11 protein-coding genes are annotated in these 12,503 nt (G+C 54.9%); 5 read left to right on the top strand and 6 right to left on the bottom strand.

Annotated elements, in window-relative coordinates:
- Positions 1–12 precede the first annotated feature (12 nt).
- The 6 genes from C3F35_RS16395 to syd all read right to left on the bottom strand — a co-directional run bounded on the left by C3F35_RS16395 (position 13) and on the right by syd (position 5,944).
- Entirely contained in the window at positions 13–1,353 is a 1,341-nt protein-coding gene (locus tag C3F35_RS16395; protein WP_032613771.1) for an enolase C-terminal domain-like protein, read from the bottom strand.
- Positions 1,353–2,708 carry a galactarate/glucarate/glycerate transporter GudP gene (gudP, locus tag C3F35_RS16390; protein WP_103792570.1) on the bottom strand — a complete coding sequence of 452 codons (1,356 nt, stop codon included), beginning with the start codon at positions 2,706–2,708 and terminating at the stop codon, positions 1,353–1,355. Before gudP ends, C3F35_RS16395 begins: the two co-directional genes overlap by 1 nt.
- A 487-nt stretch (positions 2,709–3,195) precedes the next feature.
- Complete coding sequence (locus C3F35_RS16375) at positions 3,196–3,645, bottom strand: flavodoxin (RefSeq protein WP_077227394.1); 450 nt, start codon at positions 3,643–3,645, stop codon at positions 3,196–3,198.
- A 24-nt stretch (positions 3,646–3,669) separates the two neighbouring features.
- Positions 3,670–4,443, bottom strand: coding sequence for a tRNA pseudouridine(65) synthase TruC (gene truC, locus C3F35_RS16370; protein WP_103792571.1), 774 nt, complete (start codon positions 4,441–4,443; stop codon positions 3,670–3,672).
- Entirely contained in the window at positions 4,440–4,766 is a 327-nt protein-coding gene (locus C3F35_RS16365) for a YqcC family protein (protein ID WP_032613701.1), read from the bottom strand. Before C3F35_RS16365 ends, truC begins: the two co-directional genes overlap by 4 nt.
- A gap of 632 nt (positions 4,767–5,398) precedes the next feature.
- On the bottom strand, positions 5,399–5,944 hold the full coding sequence (gene syd, locus C3F35_RS16360; protein WP_103792572.1) for a SecY-interacting protein: 546 nt from the start codon (positions 5,942–5,944) through the stop codon (positions 5,399–5,401).
- A gap of 69 nt (positions 5,945–6,013) precedes the next feature.
- Between syd and queF the strand changes: the two genes are divergently transcribed.
- The 5 genes from queF (at position 6,014) to xni (ending at position 12,470) form a co-directional block, all read left to right on the top strand.
- On the top strand, positions 6,014–6,856 hold the full coding sequence (gene queF, locus C3F35_RS16355; RefSeq protein ID WP_103792573.1) for an NADPH-dependent 7-cyano-7-deazaguanine reductase QueF: 843 nt from the start codon (positions 6,014–6,016) through the stop codon (positions 6,854–6,856).
- A gap of 116 nt (positions 6,857–6,972) precedes the next feature.
- Positions 6,973–8,337, top strand: coding sequence for a nucleotide 5'-monophosphate nucleosidase PpnN (ppnN, locus tag C3F35_RS16350; RefSeq protein ID WP_032613708.1), 1,365 nt, complete (start codon positions 6,973–6,975; stop codon positions 8,335–8,337).
- 541 nt (positions 8,338–8,878) lie between these two features.
- The gene (locus C3F35_RS16345) at positions 8,879–10,168 is read left to right on the top strand and encodes an HAAAP family serine/threonine permease (protein WP_032613710.1); all 1,290 of its coding nucleotides are present in this window, start codon (positions 8,879–8,881) and stop codon (positions 10,166–10,168) included.
- A gap of 63 nt (positions 10,169–10,231) precedes the next feature.
- Positions 10,232–11,599, top strand: coding sequence for an L-serine ammonia-lyase (locus C3F35_RS16340; protein WP_032613712.1), 1,368 nt, complete (start codon positions 10,232–10,234; stop codon positions 11,597–11,599).
- A gap of 112 nt (positions 11,600–11,711) precedes the next feature.
- Positions 11,712–12,470, top strand: a complete 759-nt coding sequence (xni, locus tag C3F35_RS16335) for a flap endonuclease Xni (protein ID WP_059307279.1) — start codon at positions 11,712–11,714, stop codon at positions 12,468–12,470.
- Positions 12,471–12,503 lie beyond the last annotated feature (33 nt).

Raw genomic sequence — 12,503 nt, 5'->3', positions numbered from 1 at the left:
TCAATCCTTTAATCAGTGGCGACCAAACGCCGGGCGTTTACGGTCAAATGTCCAGCCGGGAATAAGGTACTGCATCGGGCCTGCGTCATTACGCGCGCCGCCGGGCAGTTTCTTATAGGCTTCGTGGGCTTTGTGGATCTGATCCCAGTCAAGCTCCACGCCAAGTCCCGGTGCATCCGGTACGGCAATTTTGCCGTGTTTAATTTCGAGTGGATTTTTGGTCAGGCGCGCTTCGCCTTCCTGCCAGATCCAGTGGGTGTCGATAGCTGTTGGCGTGCCGGGTGCAGCGGCACCAACATGGGTGAACATCGCCAGCGAGATATCGAAGTGGTTGTTAGAGTGGCAACCCCAGGTTAAGCCCCAGTCGTCGCACAGTTGCGCCACGCGTACCGCCCCGGAGAGCGTCCAGAAGTGCGGATCGGCCAGCGGAATGTCCACTGAGTTCAGCATGACGGCATGACCCATCTCGCGCCAGTTAGTAGCAATCATGTTGGTCGCTACCGGCAGGCCGGTGGCGCGGCGGAACTCTGCCATCACCTCACGGCCAGAGAAGCCCTGTTCGGCACCGCACGGATCTTCGGCGTAGGTCAGGACATCGCCCAGGCCTTTGCACAGTGCGATGGCCTCGTCCAGCAACCAGGCGCCGTTGGGATCAACGGTAATGCGCGCATCCGGGAAACGTTTTTTCAGGGCGCGGGCGCTGTCAATCTCCTGTTCGCCCGGCAGAACGCCGCCTTTCAGTTTGAAATCTTTAAAGCCGTAGCGATCCTGCGCCGCCTCTGCCAGACGAACCACCGCCTCGCTGGAGAGCGCCTCCTGATGGCGCAGGTGATACCAGTCGTGGCTGCCTGGCGAACGTTCCAGATAAGGCAGATCGGTTTTGGTGCGATCGCCCAGGTAGAAGAGATAACCCAGCACGGTGACCGCATCACGCTGCTTGCCCGGCCCGAGCAGTTCGCACACCGGTACGTTCAGCGCTTTGCCCAGCAGATCCAGCAGCGCCGCTTCCAGCGCCGCCACGGCATTGACCCGCAGTTCAAATGTCCAGGCCCCTTTGCCGAAGGTATCGAAATCGGCAGACTGGTTGCCCTTGTGGACGCGCTGTACCACTTTGTTCAGCCGCGCCACCTCCTGACCCACCACCTGCGGAATGGCATCCACCAGGGTCTGATAGATCACCTCGCCGCCGGGGGCCTCCCCGACGCCGGTGTTCCCGGCGCTGTCGGTGAGCACCACGATATTGCGGGTAAACCAGGCGTTATGTGCGCCGCCGATATTCAGCAGCATGCTGTCCTGACCGGCAACCGGAATCACCTTCATTTCGGTGACAATTGGGCTTGATTGCGTACTCATCATGAACGCTCCGCGACAGGTTTCAGTTCGATACGTTTGATATCACCCACCAGCACCAGGTAGCTCAGTACCGCCACCAGAGCGTGAATTCCGACGTAGATCAGCGCTCCGTTAAACGAACCCGTCGTGCCGACGATATAACCGATAGCGATTGGCGTGACGATCCCGGAGATGTTACCGAACATATTGAACAGACCGCCGCTCAGGCCGCTGATCTCTTTCGGCGCGGTATCTGCCATCACCGCCCAGCCCAGGGCTCCGATACCTTTACCGAAGAAGGCCATCGCCATAAAGCCGATAATCATCCACTCGGCATCAACGTAGTTACAGACCACCATCGACATGGAGAGCAACATGCCCAGCACGATTGGCGTTTTACGGGCGATATTCAGTGAACCGGTACGACGCATCAGCCAGTCGGAAATTACTCCGCCCAGTACGCCGCCAACAAAGCCGCAGATTGCCGGAACCGAGGCCACAAACCCGGCTTTCAGAATCGACATGCCGCGCGCCTGTACCAGATAGACCGGGAACCAGGTGATAAAGAAGTAGGTTAAGGCGTTGATGCAGTACTGACCAAGGTAGATCCCCACCATCATGCGGGAGCCAACCAGCTGTTTGATCTGACCCCACTTGTGGCTGAACGGCACTTTCTCTTTGCTTTTCACCTGATCCATATTGATCAGCGCGCCGCCTACGGCGATGTAATCCAGCTCTTTCTGGTTTACGCCCGGATGCTGGTTCGGCTCGTGGATCACTTTCAGCCAGACAAAGCTGATGACAATACCCAGACCGCCCATAAAGAAGAACACGTGTGACCAGCCCACCTCGTGGGTCAGCCAGCCCATGATAGGGGCGAAGATCACGGTAGCGAAGTATTGTGCGGAGTTAAAAATGGACACCGCCGTACCCCTCTCCTGTGCCGGGAACCAGGCTGCCACTATACGGCTGTTACCCGGGAAGGATGGCGCTTCTGCCAGCCCGACGAGGAAGCGCAGGGTGAAGAGCGCGACAATAATGCCAAAGCCGTTAAAGATATCGACAAAGCCCTGTAACAGGGTAAACATGGACCAGATAAAGATGGACCAGAAGTAGACGCGTTTTGAGCCGAAGCGGTCAAGCAGCCAACCGCCAGGAATTTGGCCGATAACATAGGCCCATGAAAATGCGGAGAAAACATAACCCATTCCGACCGGATCCAGACCGATATCTTTTGCCATTTCGGAACCGGCAATCGACAGGGTGGCACGGTCGCCATAGTTAAAGGATGTGACGATAAACAGCATCACCACTATCCAATAGCGAGCGTTGGTGCGCTTTTCAGCGCTGCTCGCCGCCTGGCTTAATGAACTCATTCTTGCACTCCTGAATCATAGCTTTTATCGCTACGTTCATTCTGAACAGCACAACCGGTAGGGTAATCAGAATGACGTGTATGTGTTTTTGCAGTTTTGAACGTTGAGGTCTTATGCCTTACTGACTGCATTTTTATTAACTGGCGGAAAAAGTATAAGTAAGGATCCAGGCCCCCCTCACCGTGCAACAACACAACATTGGTACAGCCCTGTGCGGTTGTTTGTGGCAAAAGCCCAGGCTAATGGAAGAGACTTCACGGAAATGAAAACTGCTTACCGGTAAACGGCGAGCTGAAGAGAGGGATTGACGGGAGTGTGAAACAGGTCGCTTGACGCAGTGAAAATGCCTGCTAATAGCCGCACTTTACGCAGGGATTTACAGGCAATTGCCCAGGGCTTAATCGATTCAATGGCCTTAAACTGGGTGTAAGGTCGCTTTGTTAACTGGCAACGAGTTTTTGCCCTCCGCTACAGGGAGGGCAGAAACTTATTTTAACAATGTGCCCCACTGTTCAACCCAGGGGTTAGATTCGCTTTCCGGCTCGGGGTGTTCAGAGGCATCGATCATCAGCATCTCACCCACGCGTTGAGCACTTTGCTCCTGTAACAGGGCATCGAACAGCTTGCCGCCACCGCAAAAATTGGCGTAGGTGCTGTCCCCAAGTGCAATAATGCCGTAGCGCATCTCAGGCTGGTAACCCAGCTTATCTTTAATGCCCTGGAACAGCGGTACGATACTGTCCGGCAGATCGCCCTGCCCGGTTGTCGAGGTGACCACCAGCGCATACTGGCCCTGGTATTTTTCCCAGTCGGCCAGCTCGGGATCTTCATAGACCGTGGCTTTATGGCCCATTCCCGAGAGGATTGCTTCAGCTTCTTCGGCCACCAACAGCGAATTGCCGTACATCGTACCGACAAAAATTCCGACCACAGCCATGGTTTACTCCCTCAATGAATGCAATTAACGTTCATCCTGAACGTTGGCGGGATCAAACTCAACCCTTTCATTTTCGTGGAGTTGCCCGCGCCAGCCAAAGTGTGACAGCGCCTGCATCCACACTGGATCAAGCCCAGCCCGAATGGTCAGCGGCTCGCCGGTAAAAGGATGAACCAGGTCCAACTGGCTGGCGTGCAGCATCAGACGGTTACAGCCGAAGTGCTCGGCGGCGCTGCGGTTCTGACGCAGATCGCCGTGCTTACTGTCACCGATGATGGGATGACGCAGATGCGAAAGATGGCGTCGTAGCTGGTGCTTACGCCCGGTTTTTGGCTCCAGCTCGACCAGGCTGTAGCGCGTGGTGGGGAACTTGCTGGTGGCAACAGGCATTTCGGTGGTCGCCAGGCCGCGATAATCCGTTATCGCAGGCTGCGGCTCTTTGTCATCGCGGGCATATTTGTCGGCGATTTTATCCAGCTCTTCGATCAGCGGATAATCGAGCGTCGCGGCCTCGGTCAGCCAGCCCCGGACAATCGCATGATAACGTTTCTGGATCTGATGCTGCTCAAACTGCTGCGACAGACGTCGTCCGGCTTCGCTGGATAATCCCATCAGCAGTACGCCGGAAGTGGGCCTGTCGAGACGGTGAGCGGTAAAGACATGCTGACCAATCTGGTCGCGCACCGTCTGCATCACCACCACTTTTTCATCGCGATCCAGCCAACTGCGGTGTACCAGCCAGCCGGAGGGTTTATTGACCGCAACCAGCCACTCATCCTGATAAAGGATCTCAATCATGCTTCGTCGCCAAAGAGCGTATCCAGCGCCAGCAATGCCGCCAGCACCGCCTCGCGTGAGGGATGGGCCGCATCCAGCGCCATTTCATAGTAGGGCGCGACGGCAAAGCTTTGTGGCAGCGGATGCCCGCCCTCAATCAGGGCGTGCATGCGGGGGATGAGCACCCATTGCAGCCATTCAAACGGCTCCAGGGTATCCATGCAGAAAGGTTGCGTACTCTCAAACGCCTCAGGCTGCGGCGCCGTCTCCTGCCACAGTTGATGATCGCGCAATAAAGCTTCGATAGCGTGCAGCTGCGCACGCACGTGGTCATGTTGCGTCATGAAAACCTCAAGGGAAAATCTGAACGGCGGGCAGCATAGCAAAGACCACGCAGAAATAAAAAAAGGGAGCACTGTAAAAACAGTGCTCCCGGTTCGTTTCGCAGCAATCCAGCTACTTTTAGTGCTCCCTGCTCATCCATGACAACTTTTCCTCTGACCCGAAGGTCTGGTCTTCCTTTGACCGCTGCATCCTGCGCACATCATCCTGATGTGACTGTTTCATCCTGAAACGTCCGGGTCTCCCTGACCCACCGGACATCCGTACCGGCTCTCATTCTCCTTCCTGGAGGTGTCCTTCAACGCATCCTGCGTTATCCTCTTGCTTCGTCCTGAAGCCTTCCTTGTAACGCCTTCCTGACGTGTCCTGAGTAAGAAACGCCATCATCCTAATGTTCGTTTCTCGTGTCGGCTTCCTGTCGACGGACATAGAATCCTCTATTCCGCTTCGTCTTACAAGGTACTCCGTAAAGCAAATTAAACAGATGTTTCATCTTATTTCTGGCTTATAAGCAGTCAACACACTGATAAACAATGGCTTCTTTGCCAGCATAATATATTGGGTTAAGCAGTAATAACGCCGATCTCTTACAAGCTTTGTAAGAGATCTCTCACACGCGCAGTGGTATTCAGGATTACACGACGGGATGTAGTAGGTTGAGAAAATCCGTAAGAGAGTCAGAGAGGACCTGGCGTTTCTGGGTACCCAGCGTCTCTTTTACCACGTTCCCTGTCAGGTTGCAGACAGAGAGGATGTCCATTTCGCTGTCGAGCGTGGCGATAAAGAGCGTTGGCGATAACTTCAGGCGCTTCTGGGTCACGAGGTGCCCAATCAGGTTCTCCTGCACGCGCAGCAAATCATCTTCACTCCAGGTCTGCAACAAGGTCAGCATCTCGTTATTAAAGCGAGCGTACATATCCCCGGCGAACTGTGTGGTGTAGAACGCGTGGATCGCAGGTTGTACCACAATGTCCATTGCGCGTTCAATCGCCTTTACACTCTGCTCCACGGTATAAGGCTGGGGTTGCCAGAGTACCGTATCCCCGGAAGAGGTGATAATACAAGGTGATGGGATGCCATACAGCGCCTCGCTTTGAGGCCATGTGCCTTTCTGTTCATGCCAGGCGTCACAGTATCGCGCCGTAAACGCGGTTAAGGCAGCAGCAGTCTCTTTATCCACCGGTTTCTCTCTTCATATAAGTCAGGATACACTCAGCGCCATAGTTTACCTTTAAAGTGACAACGAAACATGTCTTACGAAAATCATGATGCCTTATCGGGTTTAACCCTGGGCAAAAGCACCGCCTACCGCGACACCTACGATGCCAGTCTGTTACAGGGCGTCCCGCGTAGTCTCAACCGCGATCCGCTGGGCCTGAAAGCGGATGCCCTGCCCTTTCATGGCGGCGATATCTGGACGCTGTACGAGCTTTCCTGGCTTAACGCTCGCGGTTTACCGCAGGTGGCGGTGGGTCACGTTGAACTGGATTACACCAGCGTGAATCTGGTGGAGTCTAAAAGCTTCAAGCTCTATCTCAACAGCTTCAACCAGACCCGCTTTGACAGCTGGGAAGCGGTGCAACACACGCTGGAACGCGACTTAAGCGCCTGTGCGCAGGGAAAAGTGACCGTTGCCCTCTACCGCATTGGCGAGCTGGAAGGTCAGCCCATCGCCCACTTCCACGGCACCTGCATTGATGAGCAGGACATAGAAATCGACAACTATCAGTTTGATACCGCCTGGCTGGAAAATGCCGCCAGCGGCAAAGTGGTAGAGGAAACGCTGGTCAGCCACCTGCTGAAATCCAACTGCCTCATCACCCACCAGCCTGACTGGGGTTCGGTACAGATCCAGTATCGCGGCGCTAAAATTGATCGTGAAAAGCTGCTGCGCTATCTGGTCTCCTTCCGTAACCACAATGAGTTTCATGAACAGTGCGTGGAGCGCATCTTTAACGATATTCTGCAGTTCTGCCAGCCAGAGACGCTGAGCGTCTACGCCCGCTATACCCGCCGCGGTGGGCTGGACATTAATCCGTGGCGCAGCAACAGCGATTTTGTCCCGGCGATCGGTCGTTTAGTCCGCCAGTAAGAGAAATAAATTCACAATATGCGCGGTTCGTTCCGCGCTTTGGGTTGTTAAAGGTCATAAGCCAGGGCTATTGTAATCAACAGGGAAAGACGATAAACGTCCCGTAAGGAGCTCACTTGATTACACATATAAGCCCGCTTGGCTCAATGGACATGTTATCGCAGCTGGAAGTGGACATGCTCAAGAGCACGGCCAGCAGCGATCTTTATCAACTGTTTCGCAACTGTTCACTTGCCGTTCTGAACTCCGGTAGTCTCACTGACAACAGCAAAGAGTTGCTGTCCCGCTTTGAAAGCTTTGATATTAACGTCTTGCGCCGTGAACGTGGCGTGAAGCTGGAGCTGATTAACCCGCCGGAAGATGCCTTTGTTGACGGGCGCATTATTCGTGCGTTGCAGGCCAACCTGTTTGCCGTGCTGCGCGACATTCTGTTTGTGAATGGCCAGATCAGTAACGCCGGTCGTTTCCAGCATCTGAACCTGGAAAGCTCGGCCCATATTACCAACCTGGTCTTCTCCATTCTGCGTAACGCCCGCGCCCTGCACGTAGGCGAAGCTCCAAGCATGGTCGTGTGCTGGGGTGGTCACTCCATTAATGAAACCGAATACCTCTATGCCCGTCGCGTGGGTACTCAACTGGGTCTGCGCGAGCTAAACATCTGCACCGGCTGCGGTCCAGGCGCGATGGAAGCCCCGATGAAGGGCGCAGCGGTGGGTCATGCCCAACAGCGCTACAAAGATGGCCGCTTCATCGGGATGACCGAGCCGTCGATCATTGCCGCTGAGCCGCCGAACCCGCTGGTCAACGAACTGATCATTATGCCGGACATCGAGAAGCGTCTTGAGGCGTTTGTCCGTATCGCGCACGGGATTATCATCTTCCCGGGCGGCGTAGGGACGGCTGAAGAGCTGCTCTATCTGCTGGGTATACTGATGCATCCGGCCAACCAGGATCAGGTGCTACCGCTGATCCTGACCGGCCCGAAAGAGAGCGCAGATTACTTCCGCGTACTGGATGAATTCATCGTGCATACTCTGGGCGAGGCGGCGCGCCGACACTATCGCATCATTATTGATGATGCTGCAGAAGTCGCCCGCCTGATGAAAAAGGCCATGCCGCTGGTGAAAGAGAACCGCCGCGATACCGGGGATGCCTACAGCTTTAACTGGTCGATCCGCATTTCACCGGACCTGCAGATCCCGTTTGAGCCGTCGCACGAAAACATGGCCAACCTGAAACTCTATCCCGATCAGCCTGTTGAAGTGCTGGCTGCCGATCTGCGTCGCGCCTTCTCAGGCATCGTTGCGGGTAACGTGAAAGAGGTGGGTATACAGGCCATTGAAGAGTTTGGCCCGTATAAAATTCATGGTGACCGCGACATGATGCGCCGCATGGACGATCTGCTGCAGGGCTTTGTCGCCCAGCACCGTATGAAGCTTCCAGGCTCTGCCTATATCCCCTGTTACGAGATTTCTGCGTAACCCCTGCCCGGCACCTATGCCGGGTGCCTGCTCCAGCCGGGAATGGCCCTTTGCCTCCCGGCTTTTTTATTCCCTTCAGGCACATGGCCTCGCTTTTGATATCACCACAGCTTATCTTTTGACGATTACCCGCCTTAACGCAAACGATTACTCAGTTTTCTAAAGCGCGATTTATCAGCCCTAACTGCCATAAAGCATGAAAAAATCCTCTAAACCACCGCTTTTACAGCGTATGCCTCCTATCTTTCAATGGGATCTATCTCGCTCCATATCGTTAATGGTAGCCTTCGCGCCCAGAAATTCGTCATGACGTTTTCTTAGCAGATAAATGGTCTAAAGATACCCACTTCATAAGTAGATTATCGCATTTGAGATCGGGATCACTGATAGATCCATTACTAAAATGTATCTTTCCGCCCGCCGATAGTTACGGAGAAAAATTATATAAAAACCGTCGCTGAACGAATTTCATATTACGATTAGCCCTTTTTGCACCAAATTTGACCAGAAACCTGACATTAGCTACTTCCTGGAGACACAGATGGAAACCACTCAAACCAGCACCGTCGCTTCGATTGAAACCCGAAGTGGATGGCGTAAAACAGATACCATGTGGATGCTTGGCCTGTACGGCACAGCAATCGGCGCTGGTGTTCTTTTCCTTCCTATTAACGCAGGTGTGGGCGGCTTAATTCCGCTGATCATCATGGCAATCATCGCCTTCCCGATGACCTACTTTGCACACCGCGGCCTGACCCGTTTTGTGCTCTCTGGTAAGAATCCGGGCGAAGACATCACCGAAGTTGTTGAAGAACATTTTGGTGTGGGCGCCGGTAAACTGATTACCCTGCTCTACTTCTTTGCTATCTACCCAATCCTGTTGGTTTATAGCGTGGCGATTACCAACACCGTTGACAGCTTCATGACCCACCAACTGGGCATGACCCCGCCACCGCGCGCCATTCTGTCGCTGATCCTGATCGTCGGCATGATGACCATCGTGCGCTTCGGTGAGCAGATGATTGTGAAGGCGATGAGCGTGCTGGTGTTCCCGTTCGTTATCGCTCTGATGGTGCTGGCCTGCTACCTGATCCCACAGTGGAACGGCGCAGCGCTGGAAACCCTGTCCCTGAGCAGCGCATCTGCTAGCGGCAACGGCCTGTGGATGACCCTGTGGCTGGCCATTCCGGTGATGGTTTTCTCCTTCAACCACTCCCCGATCATCTCCTCCTTCGCCGTGGCGAAGCGTGAAGAGTACGGTCAGGGCGCCGAGAAGAAGTGTTCCAGCATCCTGGCTCGCGCTCATGTGATGATGGTTATCACCGTAATGTTCTTCGTTTTCAGCTGCGTACTGAGCCTCTCCCCGGCGGATCTGGTAGAAGCCAAAGCACAGAACATCTCGATTCTCTCTTACCTGGCAAACCACTTTAATGCACCGGTTATTGCCTGGATGGCACCTATCATCGCCATTATCGCGATTACTAAATCCTTCCTCGGCCACTACCTGGGCGCACGTGAAGGCTTTAACGGCATGGTGATTAAATCTCTGCGCGGTAAAGGCAAGAGCATTGAAATCAACAAACTGAACAAAATCACTGCGCTGTTCATGCTGCTGACCACCTGGGCGGTTGCGACCATGAACCCGAGCATTCTCGGCATGATCGAAACCCTGGGCGGCCCGGTTATCGCGATGATCCTGTTCCTGATGCCGATGTACGCGATTCAGAAAGTGCCAGCAATGCGTAAATACAGCGGCCAGATCAGCAACGTCTTCGTTGTGGTTATGGGTCTGATTGCTATTTCCGCTATCTTCTTCTCGCTGTTCGCTTAATTCCTCCCGCGCCGTCTTCGGACGGCGCACTCTTCTCCCAATACGTAAAACAACGGACGCATCATGATTAGCGTTTTCGATATTTTCAAAATTGGTATTGGCCCTTCCAGCTCGCACACCGTCGGGCCAATGAAAGCTGGTAAACAGTTTACGGACGATCTTATTGCGCGCGGTATGCTGCACGACACGACCCGTGTGGTGGTGGATGTTTACGGCTCCCTGTCGCTGACCGGCAAAGGTCACCATACCGATATCGCCATTATTATGGGTCTGGCGGGTAACCTGCCGGATAGCGTCGATATTGACGCCATCCCTGGGTTTATCCAGGACGTTAATACCCATAGCCGGTTGATGCTGGCGAAAGGTGAACACGAAGTTGAGTTCCCGGTTGATCGCTGCATGAATTTCCATGCCGACAACCTGTCGCTGCACGAAAACGGCATGCGCATCACCGCACTGGCAGGCGATAAGGTAATTTACAGCCAAACCTATTACTCCATCGGCGGCGGTTTCATCGTCGACGAAGATCATTTTGGACAGAGCGACGACGCGCCTGTGGCAGTGCCTTATCCGTATAAATCGGCGGCCGATCTCCAGCGCCATTGCCAGGAAAGCGGTCTGTCACTCTCCGGCCTGATGATGCAAAACGAACTGGCGTTGCACAGCAAAGAAGAGCTGGAACAGCACTTTGCCAGCGTCTGGGAGGTCATGCGCGGCGGTATTGAACGCGGTATCACCACCGAGGGCGTTCTGCCAGGCAAACTGCGCGTTCCACGTCGTGCTGCAGCCCTGCGCCGTATGCTGGTCAGCAGTGATAAAACCACCAGCGATCCGATGGCGGTTGTGGACTGGATCAACATGTTCGCGCTGGCAGTGAACGAAGAGAACGCCGCGGGTGGCCGCGTGGTCACTGCGCCGACTAACGGTGCGTGCGGTATTGTTCCGGCGGTGCTGGCCTATTACGACAAGTTCATCCGTGAAGTGAATGCTAACTCACTGGCTCGCTATCTGCTGGTGACCAGCGCCATTGGCTCGCTGTACAAGATGAATGCCTCCATCTCCGGCGCGGAAGTGGGCTGCCAGGGTGAAGTGGGCGTAGCCTGCTCTATGGCGGCTGCGGGTCTTGCCGAGCTGTTGGGCGGAAGCCCGGCACAGGTCTGCATTGCAGCAGAGATCGGGATGGAGCATAACCTCGGTCTGACCTGCGATCCGGTGGCCGGCCAGGTGCAGGTGCCGTGTATCGAGCGTAACGCGATTGCTTCTGTGAAAGCGGTCAACGCCGCGCGTATGGCGCTGCGCCGTACCAGTGAACCGCGTGTCTGCCTCGATAAAGTGATCGAAACCATGTATGAAACCGGGAAAGACATGAACGCCAAATACCGCGAAACCTCCCGCGGTGGTCTGGCGATGAAGATCGTCACCTGCGATTAAGCCTAAAAAGGAGCCTTGTTTTGCGAGGCTCCTTCCCGAATGCCCCGCCACACGTAGTTTCCCCCTGCCGACAGTGTTACCCTTATTTGACTGAACAGAAGGGAGAAAATCTGTGGCCGTTCATTTGCTTATTGTCGACGCGCTGAACCTTATCCGGCGCATCCACGCGGTTCAGGGTACGCCCTGCAAGGATACTTGCCTGCATGCGCTGGAGCAGCTTATTCGCCACAGTCAGCCCAGCCACGTGGTCGCCGTGTTTGACGATGAAGCGCGTAACAGCGGCTGGCGACATCAGCGTCTGCCGGATTACAAAGCCGGACGCGCACCTATGCCGGACGATCTGCACGCCGAAATGCCCACCATCCGCGCCGCCTTTGAGCAGCGCGGGGTTCCCTGCTGGGGTGCCCAGGGCAACGAAGCCGACGATCTGGCCGCCACGCTGGCGGTAAAAGTGGCCAGCGCCGGGCATCAGGCCACCATTGTCTCGACGGACAAGGGTTACTGTCAGTTGCTTTCCCCTACCATTCGCATCCGCGATTATTTCCAGAAACGCTGGCTCGATGCCCCTTTCATTGCCGGTGAGTTTGGCGTCTCGCCGCAGCAGCTACCGGACTACTGGGGGCTGGCGGGGATCAGCAGCTCAAAGGTGCCGGGTGTGGCAGGCATTGGCCCGAAAAGCGCGGCCCAGCTACTCACCGATTTTCAGGATCTGGAAGGAATTTACGCCCACCTGAATGAGGTGCCGGAGAAGTGGCGCAAAAAGCTGGAAGTGCATAAAGAGATGGCATTTATCTGCCGGGATGTGGCGCGGTTGCAGACGGATTTACAGCTGGACGGGAATTTGCAGCAGCTCAGATTAGATCGCGTTTGAGTTCATGCCCGGTGGCGCTACGCTTACCGGGCA

Origin of the sequence: Leclercia sp. LSNIH3 (genome assembly GCF_002935105.1) — a bacterium.
GTDB classification, from domain to species: Bacteria; Pseudomonadota; Gammaproteobacteria; order Enterobacterales; family Enterobacteriaceae; genus Enterobacter; species Enterobacter adecarboxylatus.
Note: the sequence above shows the minus strand (reverse complement) of the source record. Positions and strands in the feature narration are given on the sequence as shown.

Excerpts from the sequence above, each read along its gene's own strand:
- C3F35_RS16395 (WP_032613771.1), bottom strand. The coding sequence starts at position 1,353 with ATGAGTACGCAATCAAGCCCAATTGTCACCGAAATGAAGGTGATTCCG.
- gudP (WP_103792570.1), bottom strand. The coding sequence starts at position 2,708 with ATGAGTTCATTAAGCCAGGCGGCGAGCAGCGCTGAAAAGCGCACCAAC.
- C3F35_RS16375 (WP_077227394.1), bottom strand. The coding sequence starts at position 3,645 with ATGGCTGTGGTCGGAATTTTTGTCGGTACGATGTACGGCAATTCGCTG.
- truC (WP_103792571.1), bottom strand. The coding sequence starts at position 4,443 with ATGATTGAGATCCTTTATCAGGATGAGTGGCTGGTTGCGGTCAATAAA.
- C3F35_RS16365 (WP_032613701.1), bottom strand. The coding sequence starts at position 4,766 with ATGACGCAACATGACCACGTGCGTGCGCAGCTGCACGCTATCGAAGCT.
- queF (WP_103792573.1), top strand. The coding sequence starts at position 6,014 with ATGTCTTACGAAAATCATGATGCCTTATCGGGTTTAACCCTGGGCAAA.
- C3F35_RS16345 (WP_032613710.1), top strand. The coding sequence starts at position 8,879 with ATGGAAACCACTCAAACCAGCACCGTCGCTTCGATTGAAACCCGAAGT.
- C3F35_RS16340 (WP_032613712.1), top strand. The coding sequence starts at position 10,232 with ATGATTAGCGTTTTCGATATTTTCAAAATTGGTATTGGCCCTTCCAGC.